This is a genomic window from Paenibacillus sp. Y930 (assembly GCF_056786375.1).
Genome location: NZ_JBXCIX010000003.1, coordinates 392,751 through 415,294 on the forward strand (window position 1 = coordinate 392,751; position 22,544 = coordinate 415,294).

The following is a 22,544-nucleotide window of genomic DNA, read 5'->3' on the forward strand; positions in this document are numbered from 1 at the left end:
TGCTATATCTCCTTATCCAATGCCCAAGTATCGATCACTGCTTGTCGCAATGTAGCAACCATGCCTAGTACAGTATACAGCGACGTATTTTGAATTTTCCAATAGGCTTTTGGTCCATTTTCATTAATAATTGCTGCAATACTATAGTGCCCAACTGGTGGTAATCTTCTTCCCGTTGCTGCTCCTGGTTGAAGGGAACCTTCTCTAATAATAAAGGTACCTACTGTTTTCTCATTACCAAGACAAGCATCGATGGCAATAATTAATTTATGTGATGGAAGCTGTTGTACGGCTTGTTCTACTTTATATGCATCACATGGCTTAGCTAATGTGCCGATTACATGTGGAAATGCTAATTGTTGTAATACCGTGCCCATAAGTGGCCCAAAAGCATCTCCAGTTGAGCGATCTGTACCAATACATACAAATACAACATCCTCTTTCCTTAAGCCTTTACTATGAATAGGCTCGAGATCCTGCATTACCTTAACATAGATATCCTGCTCTATCGCAATCGGCTCGGTCAAAAGTTGCTCCATGAATTGTTGCATTACAATGTCCTCTCTATAATAACTACTTTATTCGCTCCCCAGTGCATACTGCTATTGTAGCGAATTTTCTAAGGCAGTTCAATTTGTTAAGCTTCATATAGCAAATCATGTTACAATAAGTGATAACTGAAAACTTGAAGGGGTGTTTAGATTGGCAGATTTACAACAAGCATCAATGGAAAATATGGTTATTATGATCGAAGAAATTAAATCCAAATTAAAAATGGCATCTGCTGCGGCGATGCAAGCTTCAAGTTATAACTTGAATAAATATGAAGATATTAAGGACATATATGAAGTGATTACTTCCAAAGATAAATTCAGTATTAGTGAAGTAGAAGCGATTGTCTCAGAATTAGGGAAACTACGTAACTAATACGAAAAACTGCCTCCGATGTCATCGTCATCGGAGGCAGTTTTTATAGTAGACATGTACAATATACTAATCTCCAGAATTTCCTTGTTCTGTAACAACAACGGAGAATTTTACATCGACTTCCTTCGCTTCACCGCGTAAGAAAAAAGCAATTCTTTCTAGCTTATCTGCTAGTTCTGTCCCTGAAAGTTTCGTATTGAGATGGAAGTTAAAATGATCTCCTGGTGTATTGAAGCTATTACCTCCGTAATTTCTCCAGATGCCATCTGTACCTAGTCGCTGATTATCAGGTTGTGGATAAAACTTATCAGACTTATTCACAACGCGCTCATAGATACGCAATTTCTTCAGTAGCATATAATACTGTGCAGAATGTTTAAAATTCCACGTTTCACGAATATCTTTGAGCGTGTAATCCATTTTCCAACGTTTTAACTTCTCAACTTGATCATCAGAGTCAAGCTTCAGAAATTCATCCAGTGGTAACATCTTTTCAGCCATTACAACCCCTCCATCCTAAACTTGTATGTTCTTCATTGGATGCGACTTCTTATCAATAAAAGTAACATCGAAAGCACTAGCTTAGACAATTGTATAATAAATCACTATGAAATTTCATAATTACATAAAAAATACCATACCCCTTATATAATTACAACAAAAAAATCCTATTTGTTAGAAACAAATAGGATTTTTCTAATAATTCATCACTTAAACATATTATTGTTGAAAGCCCAACGACTTAATAAATGCTTTAAATGCTGTTTGGCCAGCTTCTGTACGTTTATATACTCCTGCATCATGCAATACTTCAAGGAATTTCCCACCAGTTTGCGATTGTACAAGCGTATTAGCCTCTTGCGCAGACAAGCTAGTACCATGCTGCTCCGCTAGTTCAACAATCCAATGCGAATGATTATGAAGCGGATGAGTCGCCTCTGCTGTTGCTTGAATAGCTGCAGCGTCATCATTACTCAATAGATCAGCAATTTGAGACAGTTCTGCCTTCAAGCGACCAGGCAATACGGCAAGCCCCATCACTTCAATTAAGCCAATATTTTCTTTTTTAATATGATGTAAATGTTGATGTGGATGGAAAATACCATCTGGGTACTGCTTGCTTGTACGATTATTACGAAGTACAAGATCAAGCTCGAAATCACCATTATCCAGCAATCTAGCGATTGGTGTTATTGTATTATGAGGTGTAAGCTTGCCATCTTTCTCTTCCGTAAAAGCAAAAATGTCTGCAGATGCATCGCTGTATGCTTTCCATTGGTCAAGAATAGAAGCAGCTAGCTGTTTCACTTCTTCTTTAGAACTACTTTGCAGACGAATGACTGACATTGGCCATTGTACAATACCTAGTTTCACACTCGGATACTGCTCAGATGTGAAGCTTGATTCTATTGGTGCTGTTTCCATTGGGAAAACATGTTTACCTGCTTGGAAATGATCATGCGATAGAATGGAACCACCAACGATCGGAAGATCTGCATTTGATCCGATAAAGTAATGTGGATATTGTTCTACAAAATCAAGCAAGCGCGCCATTGAGCTATGCGAAACAACCATCGGCTCATGTACACCTTTAAATACAATACTGTGTTCATTGTAGTACACATATGGAGAATACTGTATATGCCATTGTTCGTTTTGAAGCACAATCGGAATCGTTCTTAGGTTTTGTCTCGCTGGATGATTCACCCGACCTGCGTAGTTGACGTTTTCTGCACATAATAAACATTTCGGATACTTTGCGGAAGGTAATGTTTTCAACAAAGCAATTTCCTTAGGATCTTTTTCTGGTTTGGATAAATTAACAGTAATTTGAAGATCGCCATAATTAGTAGCATGCAACCAACTTGGATTTTTTGCGATACGATCCATGCGGATATAATTACTATCAATACTCAATTTATAGAACATATCCGTTGCTGCTGAAATCCCTTTTTCCTGAACAAGCTTATTGAAAATAGCAATCAACTCTGAAGGACGAGGCATCAATAAGCCCATTATTTTCGCATCAAGCAAATCACGATACGTTAATGTCCCTTCAGGAATTAATCCAATCTCAAATCCATAATCAAGTAAGCTTTCTAGTATCTCGACGGGAGATGCTAATTGCTCTGAAGGCACTTCACCCTCGTACGGCTCATCGAATTTGAAAAGATCTAATAATGCATTTCTTGCGTAATCGATATCTGCTGTTTGAATCATCTGCTGCTGATCCGCAAATTGTACAAGACGTTCAATTTGTAATAATGCTTGCTCTGCGGTTGTAGTAGTTTGTGTAGTCATAAAGATACTCCTTCCTGCTGTGCAATAATGTTACTCGTTATACCCGTTTGGATGGTTAACATGCCAGCTCCAAGCGCTTGCGATAATATCCTTCAAATTACTACGGTCAGGACTCCAGCCAAGCTCTTCACGTGCACGAGTTGATGAAGCGACTAGAACGGCCGGATCACCTGCACGACGTTGTTCCATTACAACTGGAATTTCACGACCGGTTACTTCACGAGCAATATCGATAACTTCTTTCACTGAGAAGCCATGGCTGCTTCCAAGATTATATACAGCGCTGTCTGAACCTTTACGCAATGCATCAACTGCACGCAAATGTGCATCAGCAAGATCACTTACGTGAATGTAGTCACGAATACATGTACCATCTTCTGTCGCATAGTCATCCCCGAATACAGAGATATGCGGTCTTTTACCTAAAGCTGCTTCCAATACGATTGGAATAAGATGAGTTTCAGGATCATGTGCTTCACCAATTTTTCCGCTATCATGTGCACCAGCAGCGTTAAAGTAACGAAGTGAAATGTACTTAACACCGTAAGCAACATCAAACCATTTCATCATTTTTTCCATAGCTAGCTTTGTTTCACCATAAGCATTCGTTGGTGTTGTACGATCGTATTCATCGATAGGTACACTTTCAGGCTCGCCATAAGTTGCCGCAGTAGAAGAGAATACGATTTTCTTAACATTGTATTCTTTCATCTTTTCAAGCAAGCAAAGTGTTCCAAATACGTTGTTGTTATAATATTTACCCGGATTTTTCATACTCTCACCAACTAGAGAGTTAGCTGCGAAGTGAATAACCGCATCAATTTCGTTTTCAGTAAACACTTTATCGAGAATATCATTATCACGAAGATCGCCAACATAAAGCTTACCGCCTAGAAGCGCCTCTTTATGACCTTGTTGTAAATTATCAAGAATAATGATTTCTTCTCCACGCTCATGCAAAGCCGCAACCGTATGAGACCCAATATATCCCGCGCCACCTGTTACTAGAACTGCCATATGATCATCTCCTAAGACTTTTTGTTTACTTCCTGATATACTTCTTAGCTAACAAAAAGTACATCGGAAGCATAAATCATTTTTGTATACTGATTAATTCCAGAACTGCGATAACATCGTTATCTAGGTTCGCTTTTGAACTAACTTCCAATGAAGGTTCAAAAAGTGGGCTTTCAGAATCGAGCAGGTGAAACGTTACTTGAGAAAGGCGGAAGCGCAAGTGTACGTGGTTGGTACACGCGATCCTACAATGTTTCTGCAAGAAACATACATCGGAAGCTTACGCTAGTACTTTCCAAGTTCGTTTCAGATGCGATGTCGAATATGCTTCCTGTATCACATCGTTATCAAAGTCCGCTTTTTGAATTTCCTCTACAACTGCTCTACGCCGTTGCCTATTGTGCACACATAGAACTCAGCCACAAGTCCCGTTTCAGCTGTATATGCAGTAGCTACTTGCTCTTTGAATTGCTCAATAGAATCCTGATGAACAAGAGAAACTGTACATCCTCCAAAGCCTGCTCCCGTCATACGTGCACCTAATACGCCTGGAACCCTGCGAGCTGCTGCAACCATCGCATCTAACTCAGAACCTGTTACTTCATATAGATCACGAAGTGAATCATGCGAACCATTCATTAATTGGCCAAATTGCACAAGATCATTCGCTTTTAATGCCGTCATCGATTGCAGTACACGATCAATCTCTTCAACAACATGCTGTGCACGCTTCAGTACAACTTCGTCTTTAATTAGATGCTTAGATGCATTGAATTGCTCTATATTGAGTTGACCAAGTAATGTTAACGCTGGGTGGTCAGCACGTAAATCTTGGACTGCCTGCTCACATTGTGCACGGCGCTCATTGTACGCAGAGTCAACTAATCCACGGCGTTTGTTGGTGTTACCGATAACTAATTTATAATCACCAGAGTTAAAAGGTACTAGATCATATTCAAGCGTATCGCACATAAGTAGAATGGCATGATCTTTTTTACCATTAGCTACAGCAAATTGATCCATAATTCCGCATTGTACGCCATTAAACTCATTTTCCGATTTTTGAGCCATTAACGCAATTTTCACAGTGTCTACTGGTTGATTTTCTAATGTAAGTAAAGCAAATGCTGTGACTACTTCAATCGAAGCAGAAGAAGAAAGTCCAGCACCATTAGGAATTTCACCATGGAATAGAAGATCATAACCGGAACTGAAAACAACTCCGGTTTGCAAAATTTCGTTAACGATCCCTTTTGGATAGTTCATCCAATCGTCCGCTTCATCATAGACAACCTCGTCTACACTCAATACTTTCGTGTCTGCGAAGTTTGTAGATGCAAGACCTAATCCTTTATCTGCACGTTTACGTACAATTAATGTTGTTCCGAAAGTTAGGGCAGCTGGGAAAACATAACCGCCATTGTAATCTGTATGTTCACCAATTAAGTTAACGCGACCTGGAGCATGGAATACTTTAATTTCTTCATTAGAGGTTCCGAAGCGTTGTACAAATTGTTCTTTTAGTTCTTGAATATTTGCCATTGTTATCACATTCCTTTTTCATCAAATTTGTTAAGTGATATTGCATTCAGTATATAGTAGTTTAAGTACTAACAAAATGGTGGCAAGTGAAGTCTATATGGATTAATGTGACTTTACTACACATTTCATGATAATATGTAGACAAGAAAGGAGAGGTGATCTAATGGAAAAGTCCTCTCATGAGCTTCTGAAGCCGAATCAACATTATGCAGACGATGAAAGCACAAAAGAATCGTATCGTGTAGCTTCGAATCCTGATATGACTGAACCTAATCAGCAATGGCTTCATGTGTTGTTTGCAGGTGAAAGCTATACGAAACCGAACCATCGACTTGGTCCGAAAGTATATGACTTTTATCTTATGCATGTCATTCTTTCAGGTAGCGGAAGCTTTATTACAGAGCATAAGCGTTACGAATTAAATGCAGGTGATACCTTTCTTATTCGACCTAATGAATTAATTTCCTATGAATCCGATAATAATAATCCTTGGCACTATCGCTGGGTCGCTTTTCGAGGCGAGCAAGCAGAACAACTCGTAACAATAGCTGGTTTCACCTCTGGTTGTGAAGTAATGAATAATGTTCCAGTTGAACCGGTCGGTTCCTACTATCAAGATATTTTAGAGGCATTCCGTTATAGCCACTCTACTTCATCGATATACGCCTCGGGATTACTACATATGATCATGACCGAATATGGAAGAGCTCAGCAGCCATCTGATCATGGATTACATCGACAACAAATTAATGAATATCAGCTGCATAATCAGATTGTGCATTATTTGACAACTCAGTATACACACCCTGTCTCTATCGAACATATGGCAGAAGCACTCGGTTATAATCGTGCTTATCTTTCCCGTATATTCAAACAAAAAATCGGAGTTACTCCTAGCACTTTTTTGTTACAGTTACGATTAGATAATGCTAAGCGTTTACTTAGGGAACGACATGAACTAACGATCGAACAAGTATCTGCTTCCGTTGGCATTCAAGATGCGCTTTATTTTTCTAAACAATTCAAAAAGCGTTACCAACAATCTCCTACTTCATATCGCAAACGAGTATTAGATCAAATGTAATAATGGATATACTAAGCTCAGAGGTGAATATGATGAAAGAGCTTCATACAGGAGATTTTTATTGGAATACATTTGATACCATGCCATCCCACTGGCCTACATTAGAACAATCTTTAACAACAAAAGTACTTATTGTCGGTGGCGGAATGTCTGGATTATTAATGGCCTACACGCTTCAAGAACAAGGTATTGATTTCGTCTTACTTGAAGGCGATCAAATCGCAGAAGGTAGTTCCTTGGCTAGTACTGGCTTATTGCAATATTGTAATGATATTATGTTAAGCGAATTAAGAAGTACGATCGGTCGTGAGAAAGCAGATATTTACTATCGCTACTGTTACCTGGCATTAGACTGGCTCAAGCGTATCGCCTCTACTCTACAAAAACAAGTGGGCGATGCTCATTTCCGTCCTCGAACGAGTATGCAATACTGTACTGACGAGGAGGATATTATTAAGCTTCAGCAAGAATATGAAGCTTTGCTAAGCTTGGATTTGCCTTGTGAATTATGGGGTAGACAACAAATCGAGCAGCATTTCCCCTTTTCAAAAGGTACTGCATTAATTACACATGGTGATGCCGAAGTCAATCCTCATCTGTTTATATTAAGTCTTGCACAATACTTAGCAGAACAAGGCTGTCACTTGTATGAAAAATCGTTAGTAAGTGATCATGAGCGATTATCTAACGGGAATTATCGAGTTACCGTCAATAACATTCACAATGTTGAATGTGAATATATTGTCTATGCCATTGGCTATCAGCCTGGGCAACTTCATCAACAGTTCTTTCATTCTGCCCTTAACCGTTCTTATGTTATTGTTACAAATCCTGTGAACGATCTAACAAGCTGGTATGAAAATTATATGCTTTGGGAAACTGCCCGTCCCTATTTATATTTGCGAACGACGATTGATTCAAGAATTATTGTCGGTGGACTTGATGAAAATATCCAGACTCCAAATCATAATAATGCATCAGTTGATGCTCATAACAATACATTGTTAGCAGAATTACGCAAACTTTTTCCTGAGTATGATCTCCAGATTGATTATAGTTGGAACGCAACCTTTGCGGAAACGGCAGATCAGCTTCCCTATCTCGGTGTAGACCCTGCTGATGAACATATTATGTATATTCTTGGTTATGGCGGTAACGGCACTGTATCTAGTATGCTTGGTGCTGAATTATTAACGAATATTATCTCTGGTTCGGGGGATATGAATGATCTAGCCGAAATCGTCAAGCTTGACCGCTAGGGGTAGTTCAAAAAGCGGGCTTTGATAACGATGAGTGTGCTAACGTAGCATATTCGACATCGAAGATGAAGCGAACTTGGAAAGTTAAGCATAAGCTTCCGATGTATGTTTCTTGCAGAAACATTGTAGGTTCGCATGTACCAATAACGTACATTTGCGCTTCCGTCTTTCTCAAGTAGCGCTCCATCTTCTCGGCTTGCGAAAGCCCACTTTTTGAACCTTTATTGGAAGCTTCGTGCTAAACATTGTCCGCTCGTGTACTCGTACCGTACACGTTGCTGGGTTTCGTTTCATCGTTGTGATCGTATTTCATAGCTTATGATCGTGCACTCGTACCGTACATGTTGCCGGGTTTCGTTTCATTATATATTATCCAATATTTGAACTGCTTTGGTGTCGGGAAGCCAGTCATTATCTTCAGAATTGGACATATACAAGCTATCAAACAATGAGCCTCCGATTGCATCGTCGGTAATACATAGTAATAACTGTCCATGACGCAATGCCTGTAAGCAAGTACTTGCTACACCGTCATTGAGACCGTATGCTCGAAGCGCCTCCATACCATGTTGTTCATTCGCTTCACCGACAATTACACCAGGCATCCCATTAATCGGAATTTGCATCGTAGCTTGAGACACGAAGAATGGAGTAATAAATATATTTTCATTATCTATGCCACCATTAGAGTTAGCAGAAGCAATTTCTGAGAGTAGATCTATATGAATCGTGGTTTCTGCATTAAGTAATTTGCTATGCTCCAAATCCGAAGCAACAATTTTCATTCGATCCTTCGTAAATCCATTGGCTTCTAATGTTTGAAGCGCCTCTGCTACCTCATGTTGACTTTCAAACAATAATACTTTGCTGATCATAAAAGCAGCCTCCTAAAACTTTTTATTAACTTCCTTATACAACTTCTATGCATATAAAAAGTTACTTCGGAAGCATATCCTAAAACTTTTTGTTAGCTTCCTTGAGCAACTTCTATGTGAACAAAAAGTCGCTTCGAAGCATATACTCAAACTTTTTGTTAACTCTCTTATACAACTTCTATGCGAACAAAAAGTTGCTTCGAATGCATATACCCAACCTTGTGTTAACTTCCTGAACCAACTTTGCATTCTGTGTTAAGCTTATACCACTCATTGCAGCCAAACCGTTATACTAGCGGACTGTAAGGACGTTATTGCTGCGTTTTCTGCTTATTTTGAGTTTTCGCGGACTCAGATGACCTTATTTACTCGTTCACTAGTGATTTTTCAGCGTAATTCGATCAATAGCGTATCGTGTGTCCTCTTACATCCTAAAGTGTTGGTTTTAAGCTAATTAGCGTACTATGTGTCCGCTAGTTCGCGTACTATGGAGCGCTAATGCTGCGCAATCAGTATATCTACTAGTTTGAGCAATCATCCATATCATTTAATATTGCCCAAACAGGGAATAATCACTCATAATGTCGAAATATTAGAGATTTGTTCTAAGAATGTATATTTTGTGCGATTAGGTTGTATAGCACTTATCATTACGTTATGATGTACTGTAGAGAATATCTATACAAGCACATGCTTTCGATGCTACTTTTTATTTCAGGAGGTTATATCGAAAGAAATATATAAAAAGTTTAAGGAGGAGGCAGATCATTTGATCCATCGAAATCTTCGTTATATGATGGGCTGGGAATGGAATGTTCTGCAGCTTCAACACAAACCAGTAATTCATGAGCCTCGTCCTAAATTTCAATCTAATATACATCACAATAATAAGCGCTTTTCTAATGAAAAATATGAACTGATGCAAACATATCCAGAGGTATCTCAGTGGATCGAATCAAGTTATGATCGTACCACTAACAATATCGTGTTGCAGCATGTTGAACAACATGGAGTCATCGTTCAAGGTACTATTCTTATTCAATTATCTGAGGACTCGAAAGATACTACTCCTTTCCACTTCTGGTTCTCATCTAATAAATTATTTACGATGCAAACAGATACGAGAATTCCGCTGCGATTACAAAATCTAGATCATGTATCCCTCTATGAACAATGTCATAGTGCTCCCGAAGCATTCTTTTGTATGATCGGCATTTTACTCGAGAGCTTAGATACTGGCTTAGATCAGTTTGAAGAACGATTAGGTCAATTAGAAGCGGATATGCGTGAACGTAATCGTAAAGACTTGCTAGATGATATTATTGAACGAAGATATGAACTGCTTCATTTCAGTCATTTGTATTTACCTGTTCGTGAAATAGAAGGGCTGGCGAAAGAAGCTTTTCTAGAGATACTTACAGCTTCCACTAGCTACGTCCGGATGCAGCATCGATTTGATCGTATTGATAATTTATTGAATCATTACGCAATGGAAATTGATACATTGATTTCGGTAGATGATGCATTATCTAATTTTCGTGGTAATGAAATTATTCGAATATTAACGATTTTCACTGTTATTTGTTTGCCTATTACTTTATTTGGTGCTATTTGGGGTAGTAATTTCATAACGCTACCATTCAAAGACGATCCGCTTGGTTTTATATATACATTAGGCGCAATTATGCTCGTCACCAGCTTTATTTATTTTCTATTGTGGAGACAGGGCTGGACAGGTGATATCCTTATGCATCGAAAAAAACATAAATCTTTGGCTAAATTAAGCTTAAATATACTTAAACCGTTAGAATTAGAAAAAGGAACTCAGCTTCCTTCTCGTAAATTGCGCAACAAAAAAGTAACACCATCCGAAAAATCAAAAGCCGTATTGACCGAATATGCCAATGATGAGCCACTGCCATCAAGGAAACTTCGGTAATGAAATAAGGGAAGTTTACGCCATCATAATGACGTGAACCTCCCTTATTTTGAATTTCAGCAACGCTACACGCTAAGGACGAATCGTTCGTGGAAAAGCACTAGCATAACCTAGAGTAATTTGATCACTTGACCAGTAGCCGCAGATTCATTGGCAGCCATTGTTACTAGATGAGTACGATGTGCATCCTCATACGTAGATCGAATAAGCGATGTATCACCTGTTCGTACAGCATGTAAAAATGCTTTTGTTTCATTCTCATAAGCATTACTTTGGTTGTGGTAATCGATCGTTGAAGCGGTCGTTATGTCCTTTAAGCCACCATGTCCAATCTCTAATTTACCCGCATCTGTATAAATATGAAGCCCACTAGCATAGCCAGTAGGAATAACACATGTATTACTAATCGTCGCAATGTTACCATTGTCTAGCTTCAACGTTACTGTGCCGGCATCGGCTACATTCGCGTTCGCGTCTTGCTTAGTTAATATTCCCTCGCTATATGCTGCATATACTTCCGTCACTTCACCAACTAGATAGCGAAGCAAGTCAACAATATGCGTTGTTTGTTCGACGAATTGACCGCCTGAACGCTCTTGTCTACGCCACCATGTGCCACCTGGTGCTCCACCCATCCAATAGCCTAGCGACATTGCAATATTACGATCAGCAAGTAATTGCCGCGCTTTGTCTGCGCTATCCATATATCTAAAGTGATAGCCAACTGATGTAATTAATTGCTTGGCTTCAATCTTCTGTAGTAATTGTGCAGGAAGATCTGCTTCGCTGGAGAGTGGCTTCTCTATTAGAAATGGAATGGATCGCTCAATTAATGCTTCTTCGATATGTCCGTGTGCAAAAGGTGGTGTGCATATGTATACTGCATCTAATTTTTCAGCGTCAAGCATATCATCAACATTTTGAAATCCTTTCGCACCGTTAAAGCGACTAGCAAATTCATCCGCTTTCTGTTGCGAACTACCCACTATTGCTGTTAGCTGTACATCTTCCTGTGCAGCTATTAATTTCGCATGTGTATCAGCAAACCAACCAGTGCCGATCAGACCAACTTTTAATGACATATCCCATTCCCCCTGAATATTTTTTTGAACGACCTTTTATGACGAGATTATAATGACTGTCTACGCTTTCATTATAACTGTATTTGAATGTTGTGCAAATGTTAAACAGTGCAGTTACCCATCGCTATCTGCTGACATAGTATAGAGAATACTTACTCCATTAGAGACGGAGGTAATAACTATGACTAATCTACAGCTACAAGCGCAAGTACAAGAACCTGATCTACCTAGTGCTTTATTTCTTGCAGCAATTTGCGGACAAACACATGTACAATTTACCAATAAAGAAACAGGACTGTTTATTATACCAGATGATTATAAGCTCGTTGGAGCAATTACTACGTCTACTATGGGAATTGATAATGATCGCTATGGTTTTATTATTAACTCTAATCGGTACTCCATCTTAGCATTTCGTGGTACGAGTACTTCCGTTGACTGGGTTCATGATTTTAAAGCTCAGCAAATGGAGTTTACCCCAACAAAAAATGTCGGTAATACCCATAAAGGATTTACCGACATTTACTTAGCTCTACGCGAGCAAATATTCCATTTTTTATCATTACTTCAGCCTGACTTACCTTTGTTCATTACTGGGCATAGCCTAGGAGGAGCGCTAGCCACTTTAGCAGCCATCGATATTGCTACCAACTCTGGCTTCAATGCTCCAATTGTATACACCTTTGGTGCGCCGCGTGTAGGTGATCCTACCTTTGTGAAAGCCTACAACGCTACCGTCCCTACTCATTGGAGAATACAGAACAAATTCGATATCGTCCCACATTTACCAACATTAGTTTACCATTCACCTCAAACCGATGAAACTTATTTCTATCTGCATGTGAAAGGTGAAGTACAACGCTCATTCCGACATGGCTCTGTTTCATCCAATCATATACTATCCAGTTATTTCCATAACCTATCAGAGGATATGCCACAAATCGCTTCAGCTATTTGTGCCTCACCATTAGGTTTCTGTCCTAATGTCGAAGTAACTTAAGCAGGTAAAATGTAGAGGAAGATGGCAAAGAAAAGGAAGATCGAACCCGCAAGAACAAATAGATGCCATACTGCGTGATGATAAGGGAAGCTACGCCACATGTAAAATACAGTACCTACCGTGTATAAAATACCACCTACGACTAGTAATGTTACCCCTTCAGCTGATAAATTTGTAGTTAGCGGCTTCCAAGCAAATACGATACACCAACCCATTACTATATAAAGAATAGTCGATGTGAATAAGAATCGATTAGCGAACATTGATTTGAACACGATACCTATAACCGTAATTCCCCATACAATCCCAAAGAGAACCCAACCTAACGTACCTTGAACAGTATGAAATAAGATCGGAGTATACGTACCCGCAATGAAAATATATATGCATGAATGATCTAATGATTCAAACACTCTTTTTGCTTTTCCTTCAGGAAAGCTGTGTACTAACGTTGATGCGACATATAATAACAGCATCGATGAACCGTAAATCGTAAAGCTGACTACATGTAAAGCCGTTCCCTTCAAAGTAGCAAAAACAATGAGTAACACTAATGCTGCAATACTTAATAAAGCACCAATTCCGTGAGTTATTGCATTAGCAATTTCCTCACCTTTTGAATAGGTATGCGTGTTAGCCAATTTCCCACCCCTAACGCGTCATAGTTTTCGTTATTTTTCTCAATAATGAGATGGATAACGGAAATCATGAGCTAGTATCCAATACTTATTAAGTGTATCGGATTACAGCCATTCCTTCAAGTAAGCATCAAGGCTAGTCATGGTCTTATCTAAATTACACGCACGCTGTTCATCACTAAACTGTTCACTTTTCCGAAAATAATCCGCATGTCCACCTATCGTATGAATACCTTCAATAAATCCAGGAGCATATTTTTGCGAATCCCAATGTAGTAACGGTCGCTTTGGAGTAAAGGAACTCCAACCGCCCCAGCTTCCTAGACGGCTTATCGGATCTTTCACTTTTCCATTATTATCAATGGAATGTATATAACCAACCCGCTCCTTCAGCTGCGGAATAATTTTCGTTTTCGGCGATCCTATTTGTACAACTTTAGCATTAATCGGCAGTTGATCCTCATGAAGCTTTCTTGCGATCTGATATGCGGCGACTCCACCGCCACTATGACCGATGAACAATAGCTTTGGAACCGTACCGTATGAGCTAATACGCTCCCATACCTTCCTCCCCCCATAACCCGCAAGCTTTGCCCTTCTTGAAAGATCAGCACGTACTTCATACAACTGACGCATTAAACTGCGCTCTGCCTCACCATATGGAAACAACAATTCAATATCTGGTGTAATGCCCTTCTGATGCAAATGGTGAACTAATGCTTGTTCAAGTGCATGAAAGGCAGACGGTGTTGTCTTGACACCAGCTAGTAAAAAAATTTTAAGTGACTGACTAGCTTGCATAAGTAAACCCTCCGTTAGTATGCTCATCAATTCATTCTCTTCCTTACATTATGCTAGGAGAGCAAGTTTTTCATTCAACCATTTGTTAGCAATTTCATCATTAATTAGAGCGGATATCGAAACACAAAAAGCCATGATCTAAGATCATGACTTTTTGTGGCATCCCGTAATCATTAAACCTTACAAAATACATTGAAAATGGATAGCAAACATTAAACTCCCATTTTTTTTCGTTGATTGTTAACTTTTTTTGTATTTTGGCTAGTTAATTTTTTCGTACCAGTTGACAAATCTAGTTTGCCAGGCCCACCTTGCTGTTGCTTACGAGCTGCAAGAAGCTGTTTTGCACGATCAGCTTGCGAAAGCTGTTTTGCTTCAACTTCTGGCTGTTGTGAGTTTTCATTAGACATATATGTCCACCTACCTTTAGAGTTACATTTAATTATATTTTACTACAGATTGGCACCTTAATGATAGCATATCCTTCAACTATCGCAGAAGCATAACACACTCGTTTAGTATATGCAAAATAAGGCAAACTATTTCTAACCTTTTTGTTGCTCTGTTTCCGTTTGCTCTACTTCTTCCACAATAACTTCCTCTTGCTCTACATGCTCTACATGTTCATCAACAGTAGAACCGGATAATTGTTTCTCATACTGCTTTACTTTACGTTGAAGAACATATACTCGCACTAGCCCTAATGCACCTACAGTTAATCCACCGAATAATGTAGAGAATAGGATAACAAGAATAAGTGGAGCCGTCGTTTTTCCAAAAAAGAAATTAACATCAGTAGGCGTGATGTTAATAACAGCAAATACAGCTATCACTAGTGCAAATACAAAAGCTAACAACAACATCCATTGACTTTTCATCATATTCCTCCTAAAACTTTTCATCTGCTTCCCGAAATACTACTTTGTAATGAAAAGTAGCATCGGAAGCATAAAGCATTTTTTTATGTACGAAAAAATAGTATACATACGATCATCCATAACTAATAGCTTGTCCAATTAAGCATCATATTTAACAATTCATTACTTACAATACGATGTTAGCGTATCTTGTAACAAATGTACATAAAAAAAGCTAGTTCAACGTTATTTTCATAACTTTTGAACTAGCTTATATGCTGGTTGATAGCTATCTCCTATACGATGCTGTAATGCGCCTAGATAACTTCTTAATCTGCCACGATAGTGAAGTTCTAGTTGTGCATCAAGAAAATCACCAGGAGTAACGAGTGTTGTTTCTTTATTGAATAATTCTAGCTCCGCATTAAAAAGTATGGTTGAAACAAATTGTGAACAAAAATAATGATTCCGACGATCCCATGGGATATTAAAATAAACTGCGATCATCCCGAGAAAGTTATAATGATAATGATTGGCATAATGGATAAAATGATCGATTTGTGTTCTTAACGTATCATATGATTGCTGCGAAACCTTCATCCGGTATATCACACATTGCGAACGTAAAAAGACTGGTCCTGTCACATCCTCTTGAATAAATCCTCCAATGAAAGGGTTGCGCTGGTACTTACGTCCAAAACTATATACCTCTCTTAGATCACTATCAAATGCAATAGATACGTGACTAAGATGCTCTTTCGTACAATATGAAATAACATTGGCTAGAACAGTGCCAGTATTCGTTAGAACAATATATACTTCTCTTTCCTTCGCCATAGTTACCTCCCTGACATGTAAGCTCGTATTAATAGTCTAACTTGTAGTGGGAAATACTGTAACCTTCTAAAGTAATAGCGTATACTAGACTTAAGTCTTATTGACTCTTAATAATGAACCAGATATTTACAATACATTAGAATTTTACTTCATTTCACCTTTTGAAACAACAAAAAAATTTAAGAAGGGATGTTTTGATTAATGCCACAACCATATGATATGCCTCTAGAACAGCTACAGCAATATAAACCAGCTGCAACAGCAGCTGTAGACTTTGATGACTTCTGGGAAGAGACGCTTCAAGAGCTCCATACAGTGCCTCTTACTTATGAGCGTCATGAAATTTCATATCCTGTAAAAAATATGAAAGTATACCAAGTGTTTTTCAAAGGATTCAATAATGCACAGATTGAAGCGGTGCTTGCTATGCCTATCACAGATACGCCGCTACCCGGAATAATTGAATTTCACGGATATAACTGGGTAAGTGACCGTGATACACATGATGTCGTTAATCTTGCATTAAAAGGGTATGCAGTTATGCGCATGTTCTGTCGAGGACAATATGCAGGTTCCATTGACAATGTCATTTCCAGTAACGGTCATGTCGCAGGTTGGATGACAAAAGGTATCCAAAATAAATATGAATATTATTATCGTGCTGTCTATATGGATGCTGTACGAGCTATCGATATTCTTGCAGCTATGCCTGAAGTTGATGCTTCACATATCGCTGTTACAGGTGGTAGTCAAGGAGGTGCTATCACATTGGCAGCGGCAGCTCTTTCTAGCGTTCCGATTGTCGCAGTAGCTGATCATCCTTACTTGTCTCATTTTGAGCGTGCAATTGATACGACACCTACTGGTCCTTACTACGAACTCAATGAATATTTCCGTAGATATAGTGGTAGACCTGACTTAGAAGAGAATGCCAAGAAGACATTAAGTTATTTTGACATGATGAATCTCGCTCCTAGAATCACTTGTTACACATGGATCACCATTGGACTTATAGATGATATTACCCCGCCGTCCACTGTTTTCGCAGCATATAATCATTTGCAATGTAAAAAAGATATTGCTGTATATCGTTACTATGGGCATGATCAAGTTCCAGCTTCAATCCCAGTAAGATTACAAATCTTTATGGATTACTTACAAACCACATAAACCTTCGTGCTAGTAGCTTATTTTTGTCAGTTGCTAGCTTTTTTATTAAGCAATGCCCTTCTAATATAATATCATATCATGTAATGTAATAATGATCACTCACTTCTTAATGTATTCCTTTAGTTCATCTCTAATCATTTAGATTTCATTTTTGTACTATGCGAAGTACGAAAAAAATCTAACAGATTATGTATCTGCTAGATTTTTTTCGTTACCTATTGCTTTCTATTCAACAACTTCCTCAGTTGCTACATCTTCGGTAGCCACATCTTCAGTAGTTATCGCTTCGCCAGATGCTTCACGCAGCATTTCCTCCTCGCTCATGTTCATATATTTTTGATTCTGCTCTTCCCAATATTTCTCTTGCTCTTCTTTTGTCATCTTCTCAGTTGCTAGCAATTCATTACCTCGTAATTGTAATTCTGCTAACGCTTCTGTAACAGTTATATCCCCAGTATTTAATTTATTGAATGCCTCATATGAAATTTGATAATACTCATATTGGTATCTTTCAGGGACCTTATTATAATCTATGTTTACATTCAACGGTTTTAGCTTGTAGAATGCCGCATAATTACGGTCAGTATCTAATTCCAAATATTTCGTTCTTAGCGTCAAGTTACCCCACGATGATTTTGATTTTACACGTGCATACTCATCGCCAGTAATATAGGCAATAAAGTTCCATGCTTCTTCAACATTTGTTGAAGCGGCATTAATCGCAAATAAATTATAATAGTTTGTGTAGGCTGAAGCATCAGGATTTTGTGAACCTACCGGAGTAGTGACAATATCCCAGTTTTCAATAATATCTTCTGGATTTTCAGCGTACGTTTTTGCATCTTTAATTTGATTTACATAATAGTTACCTTCTACGCGCATCGCAAGTCTACCTGAGAAGAATGGATCATTACTATAATGATCACCATCTTGCTGAAAGTATACTAATCCGTCAGTATTGCCACCATAAAGCATATCGTCATAGAACAATACATCGGATTTCAACACCGATTGCGCTTGTTCAACAATACTTGCCCAAGCTGGTGTATCGATCGTCATTTGCAATGTATTTTCATCAAATGTTTTCAAACCTTCCGTACTAGCAAGCATATTAACCATTTCGCTTAAATCTTTACTCCAACCCATTTTCAAACCGAATACACGTTCTAACGGATCTCCATCTTTAGGGAACATATTCGCAAGATTAATAATTTCAGTCCAAGTCATCTGATCCGTTGGATATGGTATGCTATATTCATCGAATAGATCTTTGTTATAGAAAAGTGCTTGCGTAGAGAAATTCGTAGGTATAGCATACAAATTACCGCCGCCATATCCTTTCATAGCATCAATAACACCAGGAACAAGTCCCTCTACATTATATTTGCTATCCGTTACATGGCTTTCGATATCATATAGCTTTCCTTCAGTTCCTAGTTTTTCTAATTGTGTCTGCTCAAGTATCAAAACATCTGGCTGCTCTTTTTCTATAAATGCAGCTAATGCTTTGTCATAGTCATTATCGTTTTCTTCCATCAGTGTGTTATAAATCTCATTCGTGTTTACAACTTCAATTTCAATATTAGGATAAAGTGCACTATACAGCATTCCATAATCTTGGAAGAAACTGTTCTCGTCATAATACATAACCTTCAATGTACGCGCTTCATTTTCTTTTCCAGAATTATCTTTTCCAAATCCAAAGCTACATCCCGTTAACATAGCTACAGTCAAACATAGAGCAATTCCACCTCTAAGCCATTTTTTCATCTCTTGGTTACACCCCTCAATTGAAATAGTTATATTAACATAACGTACCAGTAAGGTAAAAGGTTGCAGAAAAGCCAAATTTTCCGACCGTTAGAAACTTTGATGATAGTTTCAATGAGGCGCTAGTGAAATTATTACGTCATGTATCGCTCAAACCACAAAAAGAACTAGCAGATATTATTATCTGCTAGCCCTCTTGGTTAATTTATTGCTTTCTATTCATCAACTTCCTCTATTGTTACATCCTCAGTAGTTCCTTCTTCAGTCGCTACCGATTCATCCTCTTCAAAAGGAATCATTATTTCTTCACTGGAGCTTCTCATATAGTTCAGATTCTGCTCTTCCCAATATTTCTCCTGCTCTTCTGGAGTCATCTTCTCTGTTGCCAGTAATTCATTACCGCGTAATTGCAATTCTGCCAACGCCTCTGAAATGTTAATTTCATCATTAGTTACTTTACTAAAGGTTTGAGTGGCAATATTGTAGTACTCATATTGGAATCTTTCTGGAATCTTTGTATAGTCTATATTTTGAATGACCGGTTTTAACTTATAAAATGCAGCATAATTTCTTTCCGAATCTAATTCCATATATTTAGTTCTCATTGGTAAGTTACCGTAAGATGATTTCGACTTCACACGTGCATACTCATCACCTGTAATGTAAGCGATGAGTTTCCATGCCTCTTCCACATTTGTTGAGGCTGCATTAATTGCAAACAGATTATAGTAATTTGTTGAATAGGAAGTATCCGGATTTTGTGATCCTACTGGTGCAGTAACCATATCCCAATTTTCAATAATATCTTCTGGATTTTGAGAATACGATTTTGCATTTTTAATTTCATTCAAAACGTTGTTGCCATCTAATCGCATCGCGAGTCTACCAGAGAAAAACGGGTCTCTGCTATAATAATCTCCTTCTTGCTCAAAGTAAACTATTCCGTCTTCGCCACCACCCCAAAGCATATCATCAAAAAATAATACTTCAGATTTCAATACGGATTGCGCTTCCTCTACAATGCTTGCCCAAGCTGGTGTATCTATCGTCATTTGTAATGTATTTTCATCATATACTTTCAGGCCCTCAGTGCTTGAAAGTGTATTAACCATGTCACTCAACTCTTTGCTCCAACTCATTTTCAGACCAAATATACGTTCTAATGGGTCACCGTCCGCCGGGAACATATTGGCTAGATTAATAACTTCGGTCCACGTCATTTGATCTGTTGGATAAGGTACGTTATATTCATCGAATAGATCTTTGTTATAGTAAAGTACTTGCGTATGGAAGTTAGTAGGCAGAGCATACAAATTACCGCCACCATATCCTTTCATAGCATCAATAACACCTGGAATAAGTCCATCTACATCATATTTCCCATCAGTTACATAGCTTTCGATATCGTATAGTTTACCTTCAGAACCCATTTTTTCTAATTGTGTTGGATCAACCATAAGGACATCCGGCTGCTCTTTTTCTATAAATGCAGCTAGTGCTTTGTTATAATCGTTATCGTTTTCTTCCATTAGTGTATTATGTATCTCATTTGTGCTAACTACTTGAATTTCAACATTAGGATAAAGTGCACTATACAACATTCCATATTCTTGGAAGAAACTGTCTTCGTTATGATACATGACTTTCAATGTACGTTCTTGATTTTCATTATCTGAACCCTCTTTGCCAAATCCTAAGCTACATCCTGTTAACATTGCTACAGTCAAGCATAGAGCAACGCCACCTTTAAGCCATTTTCTCATTTCTTAATTACACCCCTCTATTAAATTACTTACATTAATATAACGTTATATTAATGTAAAAAGTTTCATTTTTTCCAATATTTAATCAAAAAACTAGCAGATACTATTATCTGCTAGCCTTTTCCGTTATTCTATTGCTTTCTATTTCATTAGCTCTTTCGTTACAATCTCAGAAACATCCTCTTTCCAAGCTACTTAACGGACCATTTGTACAGCTCCACTAGAGCTTTCCATAAACATCTGATTTTGTTCTTCCCAATATTTTTCTTGCTCTTCTTTTGTCATTTTCTCTGTTGCTAACAATTCATTACCGCGTAATTGCAATTGTGCTAATGCCTCCGCAACTGTAATTTCGCCGTTATTTACTTTATTAAATGTTTCAGTAGCAACATTGGAGTACTCATATTGATACCTTTCAGGAACATTTGTATAATCTATATTTTGATCGAACGGTTTGAGCTTATAGAATGCCGCATAATTACGCTCTGTATCTAATTCAAGATATTTAGTACGTAGCGTTAATTCTCCATAAGTAAATTTTGATTGTATACGTGCATACTCGTCACCCGTAATATATGAGATGAAATTCCAAGCTTCCTCGACATTTGTTGAAGCTACATTAATCGCAAACAGTTCATTGTAGCTTGCGTAATACGAAATATCCGGAGTTTGTGCTCCTACTGGTGCAGTAACAAGATCCCAATTTTCAATAATATCTTCTGCATTTTGAGAATGAGATTTTGCATTATCAATTCGATTTACAAAATAATTGCTATCTACTCTCATCGCTAGTCTACCTGAGAAAAATGGATCCTTGTTATAATAATTACCATCTTGATTAAAGTATACTACTCCGTCACTACCACCACGCAGCATATCATCGTAAAATAATACATCTGACTTCAGCACAGATTGCGCTTGCTCCACAATGCTTGCCCAAGCTGGTGTATCGATCGTCATTTGCAATGTATTTCCATCAAAAGCCTTCAAGCCTTCCGTACTTGCAAGTGTAGTAACTATATTATTCAAATCTCTACTCCGAGCCATTTTCAGGCCAAATATGCGTTCTAATGGATCACCATCAGCAGGGAACATCTTCGCAAGATTAATAACTTCCGTCCAAGTCATTTGATCTGTTGGATACGGTACGTTATATTCATCAAATAGATCCTTGTTATAAAAAAGCGCTTGCGTAGCGAAGTTCTTTGGTATAGCATACAAATTACCACCGCCATATCCTTTCATCGCATCAATAACACCAGGTACAAGTCCATCTACATTATATTTGCTATCTATTACATAGCTTTCGATATTATATAGTTTACCTTCTGAACCCATTTTTTCTAATTGTATTGGATCAAGCATCAGAACATCTGGCTGCTCTTTTTCTATAAACGCAGCTAGTGCTTTGTTATAATCGTTATCGTTTTCTTCCATCAGTGTATTATGTATCTCATTCGTGTTAACAACTTGAATTTCAATATTAGGATAAAGTGCGCTATACAGCATGCCATACTGTTGGAAGAAGCTGTTTTCGTCATAATACATAACCTTCAATGTACGTGCTTCATTTTCATTATCGGAACCGCCTTGTCCAAATCCTAAGCTGCATCCTGTTAACATTGCTACAGTCAAGCATAGAGCAACGCCACTTTTAAGCCATTTTCTCATTTCTTGGTTAC

Annotated in this window: 21 protein-coding genes; 6 read left to right on the forward strand and 15 right to left on the reverse strand. The window is 38.1% G+C overall.

Annotated elements, in window-relative coordinates; all coding sequences use genetic code 11:
• Positions 1–2: 2 nt before the first annotated feature.
• Entirely contained in the window at positions 3–551 is a 549-nt protein-coding gene (gene yyaC, locus AC1TO5_RS10705; protein ID WP_482062791.1) for a spore protease YyaC, read from the reverse strand.
• Positions 552–702: 151 nt separating this feature from the next.
• On the opposite strand from yyaC, the gene AC1TO5_RS10710 reads away from it, so the two are divergent.
• Complete coding sequence (locus AC1TO5_RS10710) at positions 703–927, forward strand: DUF1128 family protein (protein WP_482062792.1); 225 nt, start codon at positions 703–705, stop codon at positions 925–927.
• A 66-nt stretch (positions 928–993) separates the two neighbouring features.
• Here AC1TO5_RS10710 and AC1TO5_RS10715 read toward each other — a convergent pair whose 3' ends face one another.
• The 4 genes from AC1TO5_RS10715 to AC1TO5_RS10730 all read right to left on the reverse strand — a co-directional run bounded on the left by AC1TO5_RS10715 (position 994) and on the right by AC1TO5_RS10730 (position 5,787).
• Entirely contained in the window at positions 994–1,428 is a 435-nt protein-coding gene (locus AC1TO5_RS10715) for a hypothetical protein (RefSeq protein ID WP_482062793.1), read from the reverse strand.
• A gap of 219 nt (positions 1,429–1,647) precedes the next feature.
• Positions 1,648–3,228, reverse strand: a complete 1,581-nt coding sequence (locus AC1TO5_RS10720; protein WP_482062794.1) for a UDP-glucose--hexose-1-phosphate uridylyltransferase — start codon at positions 3,226–3,228, stop codon at positions 1,648–1,650.
• Positions 3,229–3,258: 30 nt separating this feature from the next.
• Positions 3,259–4,245, reverse strand: coding sequence for a UDP-glucose 4-epimerase GalE (galE, locus tag AC1TO5_RS10725; protein WP_482062795.1), 987 nt, complete (start codon positions 4,243–4,245; stop codon positions 3,259–3,261).
• A 372-nt stretch (positions 4,246–4,617) separates the two neighbouring features.
• Positions 4,618–5,787, reverse strand: coding sequence for a galactokinase (locus AC1TO5_RS10730; RefSeq protein ID WP_482062796.1), 1,170 nt, complete (start codon positions 5,785–5,787; stop codon positions 4,618–4,620).
• Between the two features lie 163 nt (positions 5,788–5,950).
• Here AC1TO5_RS10730 and AC1TO5_RS10735 point away from each other — a divergent pair, with 163 nt between their 5' ends.
• Complete coding sequence (locus AC1TO5_RS10735) at positions 5,951–6,871, forward strand: AraC family ligand binding domain-containing protein (protein ID WP_482062797.1); 921 nt, start codon at positions 5,951–5,953, stop codon at positions 6,869–6,871.
• A 29-nt stretch (positions 6,872–6,900) separates the two neighbouring features.
• Positions 6,901–8,130: an NAD(P)/FAD-dependent oxidoreductase gene (locus AC1TO5_RS10740; protein ID WP_482062798.1), complete on the forward strand. Its 1,230-nt coding sequence runs from the start codon at positions 6,901–6,903 to the stop codon at positions 8,128–8,130.
• Between the two features lie 362 nt (positions 8,131–8,492).
• On the opposite strand, the gene AC1TO5_RS10745 is transcribed toward AC1TO5_RS10740, so the two are convergent.
• Positions 8,493–9,005, reverse strand: a complete 513-nt coding sequence (locus AC1TO5_RS10745) for a hypothetical protein (protein WP_482062799.1) — start codon at positions 9,003–9,005, stop codon at positions 8,493–8,495.
• Positions 9,006–9,774: 769 nt separating this feature from the next.
• Between AC1TO5_RS10745 and AC1TO5_RS10750 the strand changes: the two genes are divergently transcribed.
• Entirely contained in the window at positions 9,775–10,944 is a 1,170-nt protein-coding gene (locus tag AC1TO5_RS10750; RefSeq protein ID WP_482062800.1) for a magnesium transporter CorA family protein, read from the forward strand.
• Between the two features lie 110 nt (positions 10,945–11,054).
• Here AC1TO5_RS10750 and AC1TO5_RS10755 read toward each other — a convergent pair whose 3' ends face one another.
• On the reverse strand, positions 11,055–12,026 hold the full coding sequence (locus AC1TO5_RS10755; RefSeq protein WP_482062801.1) for a Gfo/Idh/MocA family protein: 972 nt from the start codon (positions 12,024–12,026) through the stop codon (positions 11,055–11,057).
• 181 nt (positions 12,027–12,207) lie between these two features.
• Here AC1TO5_RS10755 and AC1TO5_RS10760 point away from each other — a divergent pair, with 181 nt between their 5' ends.
• On the forward strand, positions 12,208–13,026 hold the full coding sequence (locus AC1TO5_RS10760) for a lipase family protein (protein WP_482062802.1): 819 nt from the start codon (positions 12,208–12,210) through the stop codon (positions 13,024–13,026).
• Here AC1TO5_RS10760 and trhA read toward each other — a convergent pair.
• From trhA to AC1TO5_RS10785, 5 genes are all read right to left on the reverse strand, one after another.
• Entirely contained in the window at positions 13,023–13,667 is a 645-nt protein-coding gene (trhA, locus tag AC1TO5_RS10765; RefSeq protein ID WP_482062803.1) for a PAQR family membrane homeostasis protein TrhA, read from the reverse strand. The genes AC1TO5_RS10760 and trhA overlap by 4 nt on opposite strands.
• 102 nt (positions 13,668–13,769) lie before the next feature.
• A complete protein-coding gene (locus tag AC1TO5_RS10770) occupies positions 13,770–14,465 on the reverse strand; it encodes a hypothetical protein (protein ID WP_482062804.1) in 696 nt (231 codons plus the stop codon).
• 212 nt (positions 14,466–14,677) lie between these two features.
• Positions 14,678–14,875, reverse strand: a complete 198-nt coding sequence (locus AC1TO5_RS10775; protein WP_482062805.1) for a hypothetical protein — start codon at positions 14,873–14,875, stop codon at positions 14,678–14,680.
• Between the two features lie 135 nt (positions 14,876–15,010).
• Positions 15,011–15,346: a LapA family protein gene (locus tag AC1TO5_RS10780; protein WP_482062806.1), complete on the reverse strand. Its 336-nt coding sequence runs from the start codon at positions 15,344–15,346 to the stop codon at positions 15,011–15,013.
• A gap of 228 nt (positions 15,347–15,574) precedes the next feature.
• Entirely contained in the window at positions 15,575–16,159 is a 585-nt protein-coding gene (locus tag AC1TO5_RS10785) for a hypothetical protein (RefSeq protein ID WP_482062807.1), read from the reverse strand.
• 201 nt (positions 16,160–16,360) lie between these two features.
• Between AC1TO5_RS10785 and AC1TO5_RS10790 the strand changes: the two genes are divergently transcribed.
• Complete coding sequence (locus AC1TO5_RS10790) at positions 16,361–17,329, forward strand: acetylxylan esterase (protein ID WP_482062808.1); 969 nt, start codon at positions 16,361–16,363, stop codon at positions 17,327–17,329.
• Between the two features lie 225 nt (positions 17,330–17,554).
• Here AC1TO5_RS10790 and AC1TO5_RS10795 read toward each other — a convergent pair whose 3' ends face one another.
• The 3 genes from AC1TO5_RS10795 to AC1TO5_RS10805 form a co-directional block, all read right to left on the reverse strand.
• Complete coding sequence (locus tag AC1TO5_RS10795) at positions 17,555–19,099, reverse strand: ABC transporter substrate-binding protein (protein ID WP_482062809.1); 1,545 nt, start codon at positions 19,097–19,099, stop codon at positions 17,555–17,557.
• Positions 19,100–19,314: 215 nt separating this feature from the next.
• On the reverse strand, positions 19,315–20,862 hold the full coding sequence (locus tag AC1TO5_RS10800) for an ABC transporter substrate-binding protein (RefSeq protein WP_482062810.1): 1,548 nt from the start codon (positions 20,860–20,862) through the stop codon (positions 19,315–19,317).
• 195 nt (positions 20,863–21,057) lie between these two features.
• Positions 21,058–22,533, reverse strand: coding sequence for an extracellular solute-binding protein (locus tag AC1TO5_RS10805; protein ID WP_482062811.1), 1,476 nt, complete (start codon positions 22,531–22,533; stop codon positions 21,058–21,060).
• Positions 22,534–22,544: the final 11 nt, after the last annotated feature.